The sequence below is a fragment of the Burkholderia cenocepacia genome (assembly GCF_900446215.1).
GTDB lineage: Bacteria > Pseudomonadota > Gammaproteobacteria > Burkholderiales > Burkholderiaceae > Burkholderia > Burkholderia cenocepacia.
In genome coordinates this window covers 106,498-123,585 of the sequence record NZ_UAQZ01000012.1, presented here as the reverse complement: position 1 = coordinate 123,585, position 17,088 = coordinate 106,498, and the positions used below count along the sequence as shown (strand labels likewise).

The following is a 17,088-nucleotide window of genomic DNA, read 5'->3' as shown; positions in this document are numbered from 1 at the left end:
TCAAACAAAGGAAGCGGCAAGGCGATCCCGAAGCCGCTCCATTTACCCTGGTACCAAGGAGATGCTATGCAACACACGATGAAAAAGGTGGCAGGCGCGACGTTCGTCGCGGTCATGTCGCTGGCGGGGACGGCCCATGCGGATGACGTGAAGATCGGTTACGCAGGGCCGATGACGGGCGCGCAGGCGCACTACGGCAAGGATATGCAGAACGGGATCGTGCTCGCGCTGGAAGACTTCAACGCGACGAACCCGAAGATCGGCGGCAAGCCGGTGAAGTTCGTGCTGAGCACGCAGGACGACCAGGCTGACCCGCGTACGGGCACGACGGTCGCGCAGAAGCTGGTCGACGACGGCATCAAGGGCATGCTCGGCCACTTCAACTCGGGCACGACGATTCCGGCTTCGCGTATCTACGCGAACGCGGGCATTCCGGAAATCGCGATGGCGACGGCGCCGGAATACACGCAGCAAGGCTACAAGACGACCTTCCGCATGATGACGTCCGACACGCAGCAGGGCTCGGTGGCCGGCACGTTCGCGTCGAAGGATCTCGGCATGAAGAAGATCGCGATCGTCGACGACCGCACGGCCTACGGCCAGGGTCTCGCCGACCAGTTCGAGAAGGCCGCGAAGGCCGGCGGCGCGACGATCGTCGACCGCGAATTCACGAACGACAAGGCCGTCGACTTCAAGGCGATTCTCACGAAGCTGAAGGCGGCGAAGCCGGACCTCGTCTACTACGGCGGTGCGGATTCGCAGGCAGCGCCGATGGTCAAGCAGATGAAGGCGCTGGGCTTCAACGCACCGCTGATGAGCGGCGAAATGGTGAAGACGCCGACGTTCCTGAAGATCGCGGGCAACGCGGCCGACGGCACGATCGCTTCGCTGGCCGGCCTCCCGCTGGAAGAAATGCCGGGCGGCAAGACCTACGCCGACAAGTACAAGAAGCGTTTCGGCGAAGACGTGCAGACGTACTCGCCGTACGCGTACGACGGCGCGATGGCGATGCTGAACGCGATGAAGAAGGCCGATTCGACCGATCCGGCGAAGTACCTGCCGGTGCTCGCGAAGACCGACATGGCCGGCGTCACGTCGACGCACGTCGCGTATGACGCGAAGGGCGACCTGAAGAACGGCGGCATCACGATGTACAAGGTCGAGAAGGGCGAGTGGAAGCCGCTGAAGAGCATCGGCGGCAAGTAAGCAGCTTGATGTGATGGTCTGAAGCGGGGGCGGCGGCGCAGGTCGTTGCCCGGCCGCTCATGCATGCAGAAAAGCCACCGGCCTGTTGTGAACTGAACCCCAAAAGTTGGACGCCAACTTTTGGGGTTTTTTCATGGCGAGATATACCGAGCAGTTCAAGCTATCGGTAGTGAAGCGGTGCATCGGGGGGGAAGCCATACGCGCGGTGGCGCGAACGCATGGCTTGAGTCACTCGACGGTTTCCCAGTGGTACGCCACATACCAGGCTCATGGTAAGGACGGCGTGCGTAGGAAGTACAACTCATACGATGTGGCGTTCAGGCTCAAAGTTGTTCAGCACATGCGCGAGCATGGCGTGTCGAGCAAGGAAGCGGCGGCGCGGTTCAATATTCGCAATCCGAGCGCGGTGCTCGAATGGGCTCGCCGCTATGATGATGGTGGTTTGACTGCCCTCGCGCCGAGGCCCAAAGGCCGCCGCCCAACCGCAATGCCAAAAACACCGCCTGCTCAGCCTCTGAACCCTACCGATGGCACGGATACCCGTACCCGCGAGGACCTGCTTCAGGAACTGAACTACCTGCGCATGGAGAACGCGTATCTAAAAAAGCTGAGGGCCTTGGTTCAGGCGCAGGCTGTACCGCGCAAAAAGCGCAAATAGTGCTTGAGCTAAGGCAACAATTCCCGCTGGCTGGCTTGCTCCGGGTGGCCGGACTGGCTCGCAGCACGTTTTATTACCAGTGCAAGGCGCTGGCCGCTCCCGATCGGCATGCGAGTGTGAAAGCGAAAATTCGAGCACTGTTCGAGCAGCACAAGGGGCGCTATGGCTATCGACGCATCACGCTGGCGCTGCGCCGTCTGGGGCAGATGATTAACCACAAGACGGTTGCACGCCTGATGCGCAAGATGCAGTTGAAGTCCTGCGTGCGGGTCAAGAAGTACCGTGCGTATAGGGGCAACACGTGCAAGACGGCCCCGCATCTGCTCCAGCGCCAGTTCCATGCCGCCCGTCCGAACGAGAAGTGGGTTACCGACATCACCGAGTTCAGCGTAGGTGGCCAAAAGCTGTATCTGTCACCAGTGCTGGATCTGTACAACGGGGAGATCATCGCGTACCAGACGCATACTCGGCCAGCCTTCCAGATGGTTACTGACATGTTGCGCAAGGCTTTGCGTCGCCTGCAACCCGACGAAAGACCCATGTTGCACTCTGATCAAGGCTGGCATTATCAAATGCCCGGCTGGCGGCTCATGCTCGAGCAACGCTCGTTGGCGCAAAGCATGTCGCGTAAAGGCAATTGCCTGGACAACGCTGCCATGGAAAGCTTCTTCGGCACGCTGAAATCCGAGTTCTTCTACTTGAACCACTTCAGCAGCATTGAACAGCTACGCATCGGCTTGAAGCGCTACATCCGGTACTACAATCACGAGCGCATCAAGCTCAAACTGAAAGGGCTGAGTCCTGTGCAATACAGGACTCAGCCTCATCCGGCCTAGCCGGTAACCGTCCAACTTCGTGGGTTCAGTTCATTGCGGCCCGGTGGCTTTTTTATCGTCGTGAGCGGCAGCTAATTCCCCCGCACGCGCAGCAGAAACTTCTGCAGCTTGCCGGTCGGCGTGCGCGGCAGCGCCTGCGCGAACGTGAACTCGCGCGGGATCTTGTACGCGGCAAGCCGCTCGCCGCAGAACGTGCGCAGCGCATCCGCATCGCGCACCGCGTTCGCCCGCATCACGACGTGCGCGACGACCGTCTCGCCCCAGTCCGGATGCGGGACGCCGACGACGGCCGCCTCGGCGATGTCCGGATGCGCGCCGAGCACGTCCTCCACTTCCTTCGAATAGACGTTCTCGCCGCCGGTGACGATCATGTCCTTCAGCCGGTCGACGATGAACAGGTAGCCCTCCTGATCGATCCGCGCGACGTCGTCGGTGCGGTACCAGCCGTCCGGCGCGAACGCGGCGCGCGTCGCGGCCGCGTCGTCGAGATAGCCGAGCATCATGCTGTCGGCCTTCAGCCAGATCTCGCCGGTCTCGCCCGGCCGCGCATCGACGCCGTCCATCCGCACGACGCGCAGGTCGACGCCCGGGCCGCCCTGGCGGCCGATCGAGCCGGCCTTCGCGATCTGCTCGTCCGGATACAGTGTCGTGCCGGCCGGCCCCGTTTCCGTCATCCCGTACACCTGGAAGAACGCGTGGCTGCGATACGCTTGCGCGAGCCGTTCGGCCTGCGCGGCGCCGATCGGGCCGCCCCCGTACAGCCACGCGCGCACGCTCGACAGGTCGAATGCCGCGAAGCCGTCGATCGTGTCGAGCGGCAGCGTGTACGACACCGGCGCGCCGAAATACAGCGTCACGCGCTCGCGCTCGACGGTCTGCAGGAAGCGCAGCGGATGGTATTCGCGCAGCAGCACGACGGTGCCGCCCGCGACCAGCGTGCCGCCGAACCAGTTGTTCAGCGGCGACGAATGCCAGATCGGCATCGCCATCAGCGTGCGTTCGTTGCGGCCGATCCCGATGGCGAGCGCCGCCTGCATCGCCGCGAGCGTCACCGTGCGATGGCTGTGCACGCAACCCTTCGGACGGCCGGTCGTGCCGGACGTGTAGAGAATCTGCGCGATGTCGTCATCGGCCGGCTCGATGCCCGCGAGGCCGTCCATCGTCGCGCACATCGTGTCGAAGTTCGGCACGCCGTCGAGCTCGCCCTCCGTCACGAGCCGCCGCGCCGGATGCACGAGGCGCTCGACCACCGGCGCGAGCGCCACGTCGAACAGCAGCGCGGTGCTGCCGCTGTGCTCGAGCACGTAGTCGACTTCCGGCGCCTGCAGCTTGTGGTTGATCGGCACGAACGCCGCGCCGAGCCGCCACGCGCCGAACATCAGGTCGACGAAGGCCGGCGTGTTGAAGCACATCGCGGCGACGCGGTCGCCGGCCGCGACGCCGAGCGCGCTCAGCACGGCCGCCGCGCGGTGCGAACGCGCGCGCGCGGCCGCATACGTGATCGTCGCGGATTCGCTGACGAGAAACGGCTTGTCGGGCGTCGCACGGGCGACGCGGTCGAGGGCGGCGACGAGGTTCATCGAGGCTCCGGGGCGGGCGAACGAACGCGCGTTCGGGTGAACGGGCCGGCGTCAGGCCGGGTACGCGCGCTGCAGCAGCGCGGCGACGTCGATCGCGTGCGGATCGAAGCCGCCCGCGATGCGGCCCCAGTCGGGCGCGGCGAGCCGCGTCGCGACGAACGCGTCGGCGACGGCCGCCGGCGCATCGCGGCGCAGCAGGCACGCCTGCGCGACGAGCGCGAGCCGCTGCGCGAACACGCGGCCCGACGCTTCGAGCGTGTCGGCCGGGGCGGCTAGCATCGCGCGCAATCCGTCGAGCGCCGCGCGGATGCGCGGTTCGCCCGCGCCGAGGTCGGCCAGTTCGTCGAACAGCGCGGCGGCCGCGTCGGGCTCGCGCGACACCGCGCGCAGCACGTCGAGGCACATCACGTTGCCCGAGCCTTCCCAGATCGAGTTGACGGGCGCCTCGCGGAACAGGCGCGCGATCGGGCCGTCGTCGACGTAGCCGTTGCCGCCGAACACTTCCATCACCTCGCCGGTCAGCTCGACCGCGCGCTTGCAGACCCAGAATTTCGCGGCGGGCGTGACGATCCGCTTCCACGCGCGTTCGCGCGGCGAGTCGTCGCGTTCGAACGCGTCGGCGAGCCGCATCGCGAGCGACAGCGCCGCCTCGCTCTCCAGCGCGAGATCGGCGAGCACGGTGCGCATCAGCGGCTGCTCGGCGAGCGCGCGGCCGAACGCATGGCGCTGGCGCGTGTACGCGATCGCCTGCACGACGCCCTGGCGCAGCATCGCCGCGCTGCCGAGCACGCAGTTCAGCCGCGTGTAGGTGGCCATCTCGATGATGGTGGGAATGCCGCGGCCTTCGTCGCCGAGCATGATGCCCCACGCGTCGTTCAGCTCGATCTCGCTGCTCGAATTGCTGCGGTTGCCGACCTTGTTCTTCAGCCGCTGGATCTCGACCGCGTTCTTCGTGCCGTCCGGGCGCCAGCGCGGCACGTAGAAGCACGACGGGCTGCCGGCCTCGGTGCGCGCGACGACGAGGTGCGCGTCGCACATCGGCGCGGAGAAGAACCACTTGTGGCCGCGCAGCCGGTATTCGCCACCGCGCCCGCCCGCGCCGACCGGCGTCGCGAGCGTCGTGTTCGCGCGCACGTCGGAGCCGCCCTGTTTCTCGGTCATGCCCATGCCGAACCAGATCGCGCGCTTGTCGGCGACCGGCACGTCGCGCGGATCGTAGTCGTCGCTGTAGAGCTTGTCGCGCAGCAGGTCCCACAGCGCCGGCTCCTTCTGCAGCACGGGGATCGCGGCCTGCGTCATCGTCGCGGGGCACAGCGTGCCGGCCTCGATCTGGCCGTGCAGGTAGAAGCCGGCGGCCGTCGCGGCCCAGCGGCCGCGGCGTGCATCGCGGAATGCGAGCGACACGAAGCCTTCGTGGCGATACTGGCCGAGCAGCGCGTGCCACGCCGGGTGGAAGTCGACGCGGTCGATGCGCCGGCCGCGCCGGTCGAACGTGTTCAGCTCCGGCGTGTGGCGGTTCGCTTCGTCGGCGAGTCGCGCGGTGTCGGCGCTGCCGAGCCGCGCAGCGTACGCATCGAGCTGCGGCACGGCCCAGTCGGCGCCCGCCCGGGCGAGCGCGTCGCGCAGCGCGAGATCCGTCGCGAAGAGGTTATAGTCGACGAGTTCGTCGAACTGGTTCGTGACGGCGTGGGTCGAGTCGGTCATCGCGGTTGTCTCCGGTCTCAGGCTTCGCGGTCAGCCGGCGTGATGCCGCACGGCGCGCGCTTCGGCGCGGGTTCCGGCTTCCGGTAAAACGTATTCCCTGCTGAATTCAGAGTAGCAAATATGCCGCCGCGACATGTTCAGGTTCCGGCGCCGCCCGGCTCGCCGGCGGCGCAACCCGCGCCCGCGTTGCGTCGCCGGCCGCGCCAGTCGCGCGCGCAGGCGAGTTCCGACGCGCTGCAGCAGGCGTTCGTTCAGCTTTTGCTCGAACGCGGCTACGCGAAGGCGACGATCCGCGAGATCGCGGCCGTCGCGGGCGTCAGCATCGGCACCTTCTACGAGTATTTCGGCGACAAGCAGAGCCTCGCGGCGCTCTGCATCCACCGCCGCGTGCTGGCGCTGGCCGACCGGCTGCGCGACGCCGTGCAGCGGCTGCGCGGTGCGCCGCGGGCCGAACTTGCCGCTGCGCTGGTCGATCTTCAGGTCGAGACGATCGCCGCCGACGCGGCGCTGTGGGGCGCGCTGTTCGTGCTGGAGCGCCAGGTGTCGCCGCTGGCCGCGTATCGCCGGCATTACGACGCCTATGTCGCGCTGTGGCGCGACGCGCTCGCCCACGCGGCCGATCCGCCGCCGGCCGCGCGGCTCGACGGGCTCGCGAGGATGGCTCACACGATCTGCTACGGCGGGCTGTCGCAGGCGCTGCTGACGCTCGGGCCCGCGCTCGATTTCGCCGCGCAACGCCGCGAACTGCGGGCCGTGCTGCTCGCGTACCTCGCGGCGGCGCACGCGTAGCGTTGCCGTAGGGGAAATGCCTGATTTGCATATCGGGTGCCCAGGCGAGCCTTCCCGCCAGGGGCTTCTCACCGAGAGCCATGAGAAAAATGCATGGCCGCCATGACGAACTTTCGGTTGTCCGCCGATATTGGCTGGGGCTAAATCATGCGGCAGATGCAGGCCCGCACATGCCGCGCGGCCCGCCCGAAGGACATCAGGAGGAGAAGTCATGCGAAGCGCCACCGCGCCCCGTTCGAAACTGCCCGACGTCGGGACGACGATCTTCACGGTGATCGGCCAACTGGCCGCTCAACACAACGCGCTGAACCTGTCGCAGGGCGCACCGAATTTCGCGCCCGATCCGGCGCTCGTCGAAGGCGTCGCGCGTGCGATGCGCGACGGTCACAACCAGTACGCGCCGATGGCCGGCGTGATCGCGCTGCGCGAGCGGCTCGCCGAGAAGACCGAGGCGCTGTACGGCGCGCGCTACGACCCGGCGACCGAGATCACGGTGATCGCCAGCGCGAGCGAGGGGCTTTACGCGGCGATCAGCGCGCTCGTGCATCCGGGCGACGAGGTGATCTACTTCGAGCCGTCGTTCGACAGCTACGCGCCGATCGTGCGGCTGCAGGGCGCGACGCCGGTCGCGATCAAGCTGTCGCCCGAGCATTTCCGCGTGGACTGGGACGAGGTGGCCGCGGCCATCACGCCGCGCACGCGGATGATCATCGTCAACACGCCGCACAACCCGACCGCAACGGTGTTCTCCGCCGACGATCTCGAACGCCTCGCGCGGCTCACGCGCGATACGGGCATCGTGGTGCTGTCCGACGAAGTGTACGAACACGTCGTGTTCGACGGCGCGCAGCACCAGAGCGTCGCGCGCCATCGCGAGCTGGCCGAGCGCAGCGTGATCGTGTCGTCGTTCGGCAAGTCGTTCCACGTGACCGGCTGGCGGGTCGGCCATTGCCTCGCGCCGGCCGAGCTGATGGACGAGATCCGCAAGGTGCACCAGTTCATGGTGTTTTCGGCCGACACGCCGATGCAGGTCGCGTTCGCGGAAATCCTCGCGCGGCCGGACAGCTATCTCGGCCTGTCGGCGTTCTACCAGGCCAAGCGCGACCTGCTCGCGCGCGAGCTGGCCGATTCGCGTTTCGAGCTGCTGCCGAGCGAAGGCTCGTTCTTCATGCTCGCGCGCTTTCGCCACTTCTCGGACGAAAGCGATGGCGATTTCGTGCTGCGCCTGATCCGCGACGCGCGCGTCGCGACGATTCCGCTGTCGGCGTTCTATACCGACGGCACCGACGCCGGCGTGATCCGGCTCAGTTTTTCGAAGGACGACGCGACGCTGGTCGAAGGCGCGCGGCGGCTGCGTTCGCTGTAAGACAACCGGCGACGGGTACGTCGCATCGACCAGACACAGGAGAATTGAAATGAACGCGTCCCACCCGTGAACGTGAGAGCAGAAAAAGGGGTGGACCCTCACGGGCCAACGGCATCGATGTGCCCAAGTGGAAAATGCACGCATTTCCCGGCAACCGGAGGATCCACGATGAACAGTATGGCCGTAGGAGTCGACGTCGCCAAGCAGGTTTTCCAAGTGCACTACGTTGATAGGGAAACCGGCGGGATCGTGAATAAGGCAATCAAGCGGGCGAAATTCCTTGAGTTCTTCGCGAACCGCGCGGCCTGTCTTATCGGGATGGAAGCGTGTGGCGGAGCCCACCATTGGGCGCGGCAATTGACGCAGATGGGTCACGAGGTCAGGCTGATGCCGGCCGAGTTCGTGAAGGCGTTCAACATCCGCAACAAGAACGATGCGGCGGACGCACGGGCGATCTGGCTGGCGGTACAGCAACCCGGCAAGCCGGTGGCGGTGAAGACCGAGATGCAGCAGGCGATGGTAGCACTGCACCGGATGCGCGAGCAGTTGGTGAAGTTCCGCACGATGCAGGTCAACGGATTGCGAGGTTTGCTGACGGAATACGGGGAGGTAATGAGCAAGGGGCGGGCGAAGCTGGACAAGGAAATACCGGTCGTGCTTGGCCGAATCGCGGAGCGCTTGCCAGCGGCGCTAATCGATACGTTGCGCGAGCAATGGAACGGGTTGGCAAAGCTCGACGAGCAGATCGCGGAAATCGAACGCCGGATGCGCGAATGGAAGAAGGAAGACAAGGCGGTGAAGGCGATTAGCGAGATACCGGGCGTAGGTTTGCTGACGGCCACCGCAGCGGTAGCAATGATGGGCGACCCGAAGGCGTTCAGCTCGGGACGAGAGTTCGCGGCGTGGGCCGGGTTAGTGCCGAAGCAGACCGGCTCGGGCGGTAAGGTGAACTTACACGGGATCAGCAAGAGGGGCGACATGTATCTGCGCACGCTACTGATTCACGGGGCACGAAGCGTGCTGACGCATGCGAAAGAGCCCGGTGAGTGGATCGAGCAGATGAAGAAGCGGCGACCGCCGAATGTGGTGATCGTCGCACTGGCCAACAAGATGGCACGGACGATCTGGGCTGTACTGGCCCATGACCGGCCGTACCAAAAGGGTTACGTGAGCGTGAAGCCGGCCTGATCGGTGAATGCCACGTTGAAGATCAACGTTTAACACTGGGTGAACGTCGAAAGGTTGCGCAGGAATCGAGTGTGATGACAAGCCAGGTAGGACCGGGACTCGCTAAACCTGAATCGTGGTAAGAGCTTCGAGCTCGCCAGGAGAATGAGGCGCGAGTCAGCGAATTTCATAGGGGCCCGCAGCGGCAGTACTGGCTGCAACAAGGCCGGATATAGAGCTGCAGCCCATCCTGTCTGTCTGAACACACGAAAACTGTTGCAAACGGGACGCGTTCATATAGATCACGATGAAACACACGGCCACCCTGAAACTCGCGTTCGCACTCGCGTGCGCCATCGGCTCCGGCGCGGCGCTCGCCGATGCGCCGACGCTGCGCTTCGGCCTCGAAGCGCAATATCCGCCGTTCGAATCGAAGGCGCCGAACGGCGACCTGCAGGGCTTCGACATCGACGTCGGCAACGCCGTCTGCCAGACGGCGAAGCTGTCGTGCAAATGGGTCGAGACGTCGTTCGACGGGCTGATCCCGGCGCTGAAGGGCCGCAAGTTCGACGCGATCAACTCGGCGATGAACGCGACCGAGCAGCGGCGCCAGGCGATCGACTTCACGACCATCATCTATCGCGTGCCGACCCAGCTGATCGCGCGTACCGGCAGCGGGCTGCTGCCGACGCCCGAATCGCTGAAGGGCAAGCGCGTGGGCGTGCTGCAGGCGTCGATCCAGGAAACCTTCGCGAAGGCGCACTGGGAGCCGGCCGGCGTCGCGATCGTCGCGTACCAGGACCAGAACCAGGCGTATGCGGATCTGGTCGCGGGCCGCCTCGACGCGACGCTCGTGCTCGCGCCGTCCGGCCAGCGCGGCTTCCTGTCGCGCCCGGACGGCAAGGGCTTCTCGTTCGTCGGCCAGCCGGTGCACGACGACAAGATCCTCGGCAGCGGCATCGCGTTCGGCCTGCGCAAGGGCGACGATGCGCTGAAGGCGAAGCTCGACGCGGCGATCGACAAGCTGAAGGCGGACGGCACGGTGAAGTCGCTCGGCCTCAAGTATTTCGGCGATATCGACATCTCGACGAAGTAAGCGGGGCCGCGCACGATGCCGACCCCGAACCCGACCGTCGCGGGCCGCGCACCGGACGGCAGGCCGTTGCCGGACGACGCCGTCGATGCGGTGCTCGCCGCCGAACTGGGCGACGCGCTCGTCACGCGCGCGGCCGATATCGATCCACGTTACTTCACCGCGTACAACGAGCCGGCCGGCGTGCGGCCGCGTGCGCTGGTGCGCCCGCGCAGCGTCGACGACGTGTCGCGCGCGCTCGCGCTGTGCATGCGGCTCGGCCAGCCGGTCGTGCCGCAAGGCGGGCTGACCGGGCTCGCGCGCGGGGCGGTCGCGCTGGGCGGCGAGGTCGTGCTGTCGATGGAGCGCTTCGCGGGCATCGAAGCGCTCGACGCGGCGGCCGGCACGATCACCGTGCGCGCGGGCACGCCGCTGCAGACCGTGCAGGACGCCGCGGAAGCGGCGGGCTTCACGTTCGGCGTCGATCTCGGCGCGCGCGGCTCGTGCCAGATCGGCGGCATGCTCGCGACCAACGCGGGCGGCACGCGTGCGATCCGCTACGGAATGATGCGCGAGCAGGTGTTGGGGCTCGAAGCGGTGCTCGCGGACGGCACGGTCGTGTCGTCGATGAACCGGATGCTGAAGAACAACGCGGGCTACGACCTGAAGCAGCTGTTCATCGGCAGCGAAGGGACGCTCGGCGTCGTCACGCGCGCGGTGCTGCGGCTGCATCCGTTGCTCGCGGCGCCGGCCACGGCGCTCTGCCGCGTGCGCGACTACGACGCGGTGGTCGCGCTGTGGAACCGCGTGCGCACGCTGCCGGAAGTCGTCAGCTTCGAGGCGATGTGGCCGGCGTTCTACGATTACGTCGCGCGGCATACGCCCGGTGTGTCGGCACCGTTCGTCGGCGACGGCGGTTTCGTGGTGTTGATCGAATGCGCGACGAGCGCGCCGGGCGGCGATGCGCATCATGCGCTCGAAACGGCGCTCGCCGCGGGGTTCGATGCAGCGCTCGTCGACGATGCGGTACTCGCGACTTCCGAGCGGCAGGCGCGCGATTTGTGGACGCTGCGCGAAGGCCTCGCGATCGATGCGCTGCCCCATCTCGTCAACTTCGACGTGAGTCTGCCGACCGGCGAACTCGGCGCGTTCGCCGAGCGCTGCGAGGCGGTGTTGCGGACGCGCTGGCCGGCGCTCACGTGCCTGTTCTTCGGCCATGTCGGCGACGGCAACGTGCATATCGGCGTGTCGCTGGCCGCGATGACCGACGCGGACGCCGATGCGCTCGATCACTGCGTGTATGCGGTGGTGCGCGACATGGGCGGGTCGGTGTCGGCCGAGCACGGGATCGGCGTGCTCAAGCGTCCTTATCTCGCGCACACGCGCAGCGACGCGGAAATCGGGCTGATGCGACGCCTGAAGGCCGCGCTGGACCCGCGCGGCATCCTCAATCCGGGCAAGGTCCTTTGACGCGGCCGCCGCCCGTTGCCGACCCGCATCGGGCGGCGCGACGCGTCAGCCGTCCACCCAGCGCAGCGCGCCGATCTTCAGGTGCTCGACGACGCTGCGCGCCCAGTCGAGCTCCGCATTGAGCAGCACGAGCGCATGCTCGTTCTGCAGCAGGAACAGGCGCGGCACCTGATCGGCCTGCGCGGTCGCGCGCAGCGCTTCCAGCCGCTCGCGTTCGGCGTCGAGCCGGGCGATGCGCAACTCGAGCTGGTGGCGTGCGTCCTCGGCATCGAGCAGCGGCAGGAACGCGAGGCCGGCGCCGAATGCCGGAAATTCGCGCGCGGGCTCCGCGAGCAGCGCGTGCAGCCATGCCTGCCCGGCGGTGTGCCCGGCTTCGGTCAGCGCATACAGCGTGCGCTCAGGAAACGCGCCGTCGCGCTCGGTGTCGTGCACGGCGATCAGCCCGTCGCGCAGCAGCCGGTCGATCGTCTGGTAGAGGCTTGTGCGTTGCCGCACGTTGACGACTTCGTCGTATCCACGGGCCTTCAGTTGCTGCAGCATCCCGTACGGATGCATCGGCGTTTCGGTGAGCGTCGCGAGGACGGCCAGCGCGAGCGGGGACGGGCGGCTCGTAGACATGAATAGTTAAAGTATATCTAGTAATAATATAACTATTCTCGATCAGACTATCAGATTTGACAAGGGTTTCAGCCGAGGTGCGAGCGCTTCGCGGCCGGCGCGACGGTTTCCATCGTCGCGAGGCCATGCACGATCCCGCAATCCTCGACCGAATGCTCGCCGACGCACTGGCGCCGCAGTTCGGTGAGCTGGTCGCGCAACTGCGTGAGTTCCGCGAGGCGCGCATCGACGTGTCCGATGTGATCGTCGAGCAGCGAATTGATCGAATCGCAGCGGTCGGCCGGCGTGTCGGTGAGCCGCAGCAGTGCGCGGATCTCGTCGTGCGCCATGTCGAGCGCGCGGCAGTTGCGGATGAAGCGCAGCCGTTCGACGTGCACGTCGGTGTAGTTGCGGTAGTTCGAATCGGTGCGCTCCGCGTCCGGCATTAGACCCTCTTTCTCGTAGAAACGGATCGTCTCGGGCGTGCAGCGGGCCGCTTTGGCCAGTTCGCCAATCTTCATGCCTTTCTCCCGTGTAAGGGTTGACCTTGTAGTGGCTTCAGGGTGTTAACTCTACACCGTCAAGCCACAAAGGAGGTTGTCATGACCGACGCCAAGCGTCCCCACGACCCACGACACCGTCATACCGGCGGCGCCGATGCGTGCTGCGCCGAGGCGCGCGACACGCAGACGGCGACCGTTGCCGACGCGGCGCCGGCGGCCGGCGAGCGCGCGCACGGCCATGACCACGATCATGGGCACGATCACGCCGCGCATGGCAAGGCCGGTCATGACCACGATCACGGCCATGCGGGCGACGACCAGCATGTGCACGGCGCGACGTGTTCGCACGACCATGCCGCGCATGACCATGCCGGCCACGACCACGACCACGACCACGACCACGACCACGACCACGACCACGACCACGCGGCCGGCGACTGCTGCGCGCCCGCCGCGCTGACGCTCGCGCCGCTGCCGGTCGCGCGGGCGACCGCGTCGGGCCACGTGCGCTCCGCGTTCCGGATCATGCAGATGGACTGCCCGACCGAGGAAACGCTGATTCGCAAGAAGCTCGGCGGGATGAGCGAAGTGTCGGCGCTCGAATTCAACCTGATGCAGCGGATGCTGACCGTCGAGCACGCGCCCGGCGCGCAGCCGGCGATCGAAAGCGCGATCCGCACGCTCGGGATGACGCCGGAGGCCGCGACGGCCGGCGCCCCGGCGGCGCGCGTCGCCGACGCGCCCGCGAAGCCGTGGTGGCCGCTCGCGCTCGCCGGCGTCGCCGCGATCGCGTCCGAAGGCGCGACCTGGGCCGGGCTGCCGGTGTGGCTGTCGGCGGCGCTCGCGCTCGCCGCGGTGCTCGCATGCGGGCTCACCACGTACAAGAAGGGCTGGATCGCGATCCGCAACGGCAACCTGAACATCAACGCGCTGATGAGCATCGCGGTGACGGGCGCGATGGCGATCGGCCAGTGGCCGGAAGCCGCGATGGTGATGGTGCTGTTCACGATCGCGGAACTGATCGAGGCGAAGTCGCTCGACCGCGCGCGCAACGCGATCCAGGGGCTGATGCAGCTCGCGCCGGACACCGCGACCGTGCAGCAGGCCGACGGCGCGTGGCGCACGATCGAGGCCGCGCAGGTCGCGCTCGGCGCGGTCGTGCGCGTGAAGCCGGGCGAACGGATCGGGCTGGACGGCGAAGTCGTCGCGGGCCGCTCGACGGTCAACCAGGCGCCGATCACCGGCGAGAGCCTGCCCGTCGAAAAGGCGAGCGGCGACGCCGTGTACGCGGGCACGATCAACGAATCGGGTTCGTTCGACTACCGCGTCACGGCCGTCGCGGCGAACTCGACGCTCGCGCGGATCATCCACGCGGTCGAGGAAGCGCAGGGCGCGAAGGCGCCGACGCAGCGCTTCGTCGACCAGTTTGCCCGCGTCTACACGCCGATCGTGTTCGCGGTCGCGCTGCTGGTCGCGGTGGTGCCGCCGCTCGTGATGGGCGGCGCGTGGCACGACTGGATCTACCGCGCGCTGGTGCTGCTCGTGATCGCGTGCCCGTGCGCGCTGGTGATCTCGACGCCGGTGACGATCGTGTCGGGGCTCGCGGCCGCCGCGCGGCGCGGGATTCTCGTGAAGGGCGGCGTCTATCTGGAAGAAGGGCGCAAGCTCGCGTGGCTCGCGCTCGACAAGACCGGCACGATCACGCACGGCAAGCCGGTGCAGACCGACTTCGACGTGCATGCGGACGACGCCGATGCGGCGCGCGTGCGGCACCTCGGCGCGAGCCTCGCGGCGCGCTCCGACCACCCGGTGTCGCAGGCGATCGCCGCCGCGGCGCGCGACGCCGGCACGACGGCATTCGCCGACGTGCAGGACTTCGAAGCGATCGTCGGGCGCGGCGTGCGCGGCACGATCGACGGCACGCGCTACTGGCTCGGCAACCATCGGCTCGTCGAGGAACTCGAACGCTGCTCGACGGCGCTCGAGGCGAAGCTCGACGCGCTGGAGCGGCAGGGCAAGAGCGTCGTCGTGCTGGTCGACGAAACGCGCGTGCTCGGCCTCTTCGCGGTGGCCGACACGATCAAGGACACGAGCCGCGACGCGATCGCCGATCTGCATGCGCTCGGCATCCGCACCGCGATGCTGACGGGCGACAACCCGCATACCGCGCAGGCGATCGCGCAGCAGGCCGGCATCGACGACGCGCGCGGCAACCAGTTGCCGGAAGACAAGCTCGCGGCGGTCGAGGAACTGTCGGCGGGCGGCGCGGGTGCGGTCGGGATGGTCGGCGACGGGATCAACGATGCGCCGGCGCTCGCGCGCGCCGACATCGGCTTCGCGATGGGCGCGATGGGCACCGACACGGCGATCGAGACGGCCGACGTCGCGCTGATGGACGACGACCTGCGCAAGATTCCCGCGTTCGTGCGGCTGTCGCGCGCGACGCACCGCGTGCTGGTGCAGAACATCGGCTTCGCGCTCGGCGTGAAGGTCGTGTTCCTCGGTCTCACGGTCGCGGGGCTCGGCACGATGTGGATGGCGGTCTTCGCCGATGCGGGCGCGAGCCTGATCGTCGTGGCCAACGGCTTGCGGCTGCTGTCGTCCTCCGGGGCGTTCGGCGGCGCCCGGGCCCAGCGTTGAGGAGCGGACGATGAGCTTTCTGAAACGGATTCTCGGCGGCCACGGCGGCGGTCATGGCAGCGGGCACGGCCACGGCGGTGACGGCGGTCACGGTGGCGGGCATCACGGCGGGTCGCGCCAGGGCGGCCATGGTGGCCACGATGCGCGCGGCCGCGATCGCCACGGCTGGGGCTGGCAGGCGCCGGCCGATGCGGCGAACGGTGGTCGGGGCGGGAATCTGGCGCTGAGCCAGCTCGCCTGCGCCGGTTGCGGCGCACTCAACGCAGCCGATGCACGCTTCTGCGCGCAATGCGGCACGGCGCAACGCGGCAAGGCTTGCAGCCGCTGCCATGCGGCGCTGGCGGCCGACGCGCGGTTCTGCCCCGGCTGCGGGACGCCGGCGGCTTAAGGATCTCCGCGAATTCGCGCCGGCTACGCATACGCACGGGCCGGCGCGCTTCGTTCAAGGCCGGCGCACCGGCATGCCCGGTGCCGTCCCGGGCATCGTCGCACCCGCAATATCGTCGCGGTTCGTCAAGATACACGGCTGCGCGGCACACCCGTCGCTCAGCGCAACGGCAGGTGAATTTCGGTGCGCAGATCGGCCGGCGCCGTGTCCATCGGCGTATTGAGGTACAGCTCGAACGGCGGCGCGTCGGCGGCTTCGCGGCCCGAATGACGCAGCCAGTCGCCGTAGAGCCACTGGTAGGCCGTCTTCAGGTCCGCATACGGCCCCGTATGCAGCAGCACCGCGTATTCGCCGCCCGCGATCGTCGCGCGCTCGACCGGCGGCACGGGCGCCACGTCCGGCGCGCCGTCGGCCGGCATCAGGCAGGCCTTCGCGCGCAACTGCGCTTCGGGCGTCGTGTCCGGATCGTCGTAGAAGATCCCGATCATCTTCGCGCCCGGGCCGATCAGCCCGTGCTGCCCGGCCCACGCGCCGATGCGCCCGAACGCGTCGCCCACCTTCATATACGCACCGGTGTGCGCCACCGCGTAGCCGCGCAGTGCCGGCAGACGCCGGATCTCGACCTCGTGCTTGAACATGTCTTCCTCTCCTCGCTGTAGTGGATAAATCGGCCGGTGGCTGCCGGTGCGCCGGTGCTGCGCGGGCAGCACGCCGTACGCGTCGCGAAACGCCCGCGCGAACGCGTGAGTCGACCCGTAGCCGGCCCGCCGCGCGATCTCGTCGAGCGGCCGCGTGGTGCAGACCAGATCCTCGGACGCCCGCACGATCCGCATCCGCCGCACCGTCAGCACGATCGACTCGCCGTACAGCGCGCGATAGACGCGCTGCCAGTGATACGGCGACAGGCACGCGACTTCGGCGAGCCGGTTCAGGTCGAGCGGGCCGTCGAGATGCGTGCTGATGTACGCGTGAACGCGCGCCACGCTCGCCGCGTAGCGGGCCCACGCGGGCGGCTCGGGGTTGGTTTCGGTGGGGGGCATCGACGTGTCCGGGGCAAGCACCGACGCCACGGTAGCACGGCCCGAATGGATAAATCTTGCGGAAATGCGGGA

Annotated in this window: 14 protein-coding genes; 9 read left to right on the top strand and 5 right to left on the bottom strand. The window is 67.7% G+C overall.

Annotated elements, in window-relative coordinates:
- The first annotated feature begins 66 nt into the window (after positions 1-66).
- Both DTA15_RS17885 and DTA15_RS17880 read left to right on the top strand, forming a co-directional pair.
- Positions 67-1,206, top strand: a complete 1,140-nt coding sequence (locus DTA15_RS17885) for a branched-chain amino acid ABC transporter substrate-binding protein (protein WP_006482201.1) — start codon at positions 67-69, stop codon at positions 1,204-1,206.
- Positions 1,207-1,339: 133 nt separating this feature from the next.
- Positions 1,340-2,700, top strand: a protein-coding gene (locus DTA15_RS17880; protein WP_085964362.1) for an IS3-like element ISBcen9 family transposase whose coding sequence is annotated in 2 segments (ribosomal slippage) — positions 1,340-1,805 and positions 1,805-2,700 — 1,362 coding nt in all. Because the reading frame shifts where the segments join, the coding sequence is not laid out codon by codon here.
- A gap of 71 nt (positions 2,701-2,771) precedes the next feature.
- On the opposite strand, the gene DTA15_RS17875 is transcribed toward DTA15_RS17880, so the two are convergent.
- Together DTA15_RS17875 and DTA15_RS17870 are read right to left on the bottom strand one after the other, a co-directional pair.
- Positions 2,772-4,280, bottom strand: coding sequence for an AMP-binding protein (locus DTA15_RS17875; RefSeq protein ID WP_006482206.1), 1,509 nt, complete (start codon positions 4,278-4,280; stop codon positions 2,772-2,774).
- A gap of 51 nt (positions 4,281-4,331) precedes the next feature.
- Positions 4,332-5,984 carry an acyl-CoA dehydrogenase family protein gene (locus tag DTA15_RS17870; protein ID WP_012492244.1) on the bottom strand — a complete coding sequence of 551 codons (1,653 nt, stop codon included), beginning with the start codon at positions 5,982-5,984 and terminating at the stop codon, positions 4,332-4,334.
- A 120-nt stretch (positions 5,985-6,104) separates the two neighbouring features.
- Between DTA15_RS17870 and DTA15_RS17865 the strand changes: the two genes are divergently transcribed.
- The 5 genes from DTA15_RS17865 (at position 6,105) to DTA15_RS17845 (ending at position 11,848) form a co-directional block, all read left to right on the top strand.
- Positions 6,105-6,773 carry a TetR/AcrR family transcriptional regulator gene (locus tag DTA15_RS17865; RefSeq protein WP_006488476.1) on the top strand — a complete coding sequence of 223 codons (669 nt, stop codon included), beginning with the start codon at positions 6,105-6,107 and terminating at the stop codon, positions 6,771-6,773.
- Between the two features lie 211 nt (positions 6,774-6,984).
- Positions 6,985-8,139 carry a pyridoxal phosphate-dependent aminotransferase gene (locus DTA15_RS17860; protein ID WP_006488473.1) on the top strand — a complete coding sequence of 385 codons (1,155 nt, stop codon included), beginning with the start codon at positions 6,985-6,987 and terminating at the stop codon, positions 8,137-8,139.
- A gap of 168 nt (positions 8,140-8,307) precedes the next feature.
- Positions 8,308-9,327 carry an IS110-like element ISBcen5 family transposase gene (locus DTA15_RS17855; protein WP_012492245.1) on the top strand — a complete coding sequence of 340 codons (1,020 nt, stop codon included), beginning with the start codon at positions 8,308-8,310 and terminating at the stop codon, positions 9,325-9,327.
- 286 nt (positions 9,328-9,613) lie between these two features.
- Positions 9,614-10,402 (top strand): ABC transporter substrate-binding protein, encoded by a 789-nt coding sequence (locus DTA15_RS17850; protein ID WP_006488477.1) that lies wholly within the window; start codon positions 9,614-9,616, stop codon positions 10,400-10,402.
- Positions 10,403-10,417: 15 nt separating this feature from the next.
- The gene (locus DTA15_RS17845; RefSeq protein ID WP_006491543.1) at positions 10,418-11,848 is read left to right on the top strand and encodes an FAD-binding oxidoreductase; all 1,431 of its coding nucleotides are present in this window, start codon (positions 10,418-10,420) and stop codon (positions 11,846-11,848) included.
- 45 nt (positions 11,849-11,893) lie between these two features.
- Here the strand turns inward: DTA15_RS17845 and DTA15_RS17840 are convergent, their stop codons facing one another.
- Together DTA15_RS17840 and cadR are read right to left on the bottom strand one after the other, a co-directional pair.
- A complete protein-coding gene (locus DTA15_RS17840) occupies positions 11,894-12,466 on the bottom strand; it encodes a PadR family transcriptional regulator (RefSeq protein WP_006490876.1) in 573 nt (190 codons plus the stop codon).
- A gap of 68 nt (positions 12,467-12,534) precedes the next feature.
- Entirely contained in the window at positions 12,535-12,966 is a 432-nt protein-coding gene (gene cadR / locus DTA15_RS17835; protein ID WP_006490878.1) for a Cd(II)/Pb(II)-responsive transcriptional regulator, read from the bottom strand.
- An 81-nt stretch (positions 12,967-13,047) separates the two neighbouring features.
- On the opposite strand from cadR, the gene DTA15_RS17830 reads away from it, so the two are divergent.
- Together DTA15_RS17830 and DTA15_RS17825 are read left to right on the top strand one after the other, a co-directional pair.
- Positions 13,048-15,588: a heavy metal translocating P-type ATPase gene (locus DTA15_RS17830; protein WP_012492246.1), complete on the top strand. Its 2,541-nt coding sequence runs from the start codon at positions 13,048-13,050 to the stop codon at positions 15,586-15,588.
- A gap of 10 nt (positions 15,589-15,598) precedes the next feature.
- Complete coding sequence (locus DTA15_RS17825; protein ID WP_006489530.1) at positions 15,599-15,976, top strand: zinc ribbon domain-containing protein; 378 nt, start codon at positions 15,599-15,601, stop codon at positions 15,974-15,976.
- 158 nt (positions 15,977-16,134) lie between these two features.
- Here DTA15_RS17825 and DTA15_RS17820 read toward each other — a convergent pair whose 3' ends face one another.
- Positions 16,135-17,016, bottom strand: coding sequence for an AraC family transcriptional regulator (locus DTA15_RS17820; protein WP_012492247.1), 882 nt, complete (start codon positions 17,014-17,016; stop codon positions 16,135-16,137).
- Between the last annotated feature and the right edge of the window lie 72 nt (positions 17,017-17,088).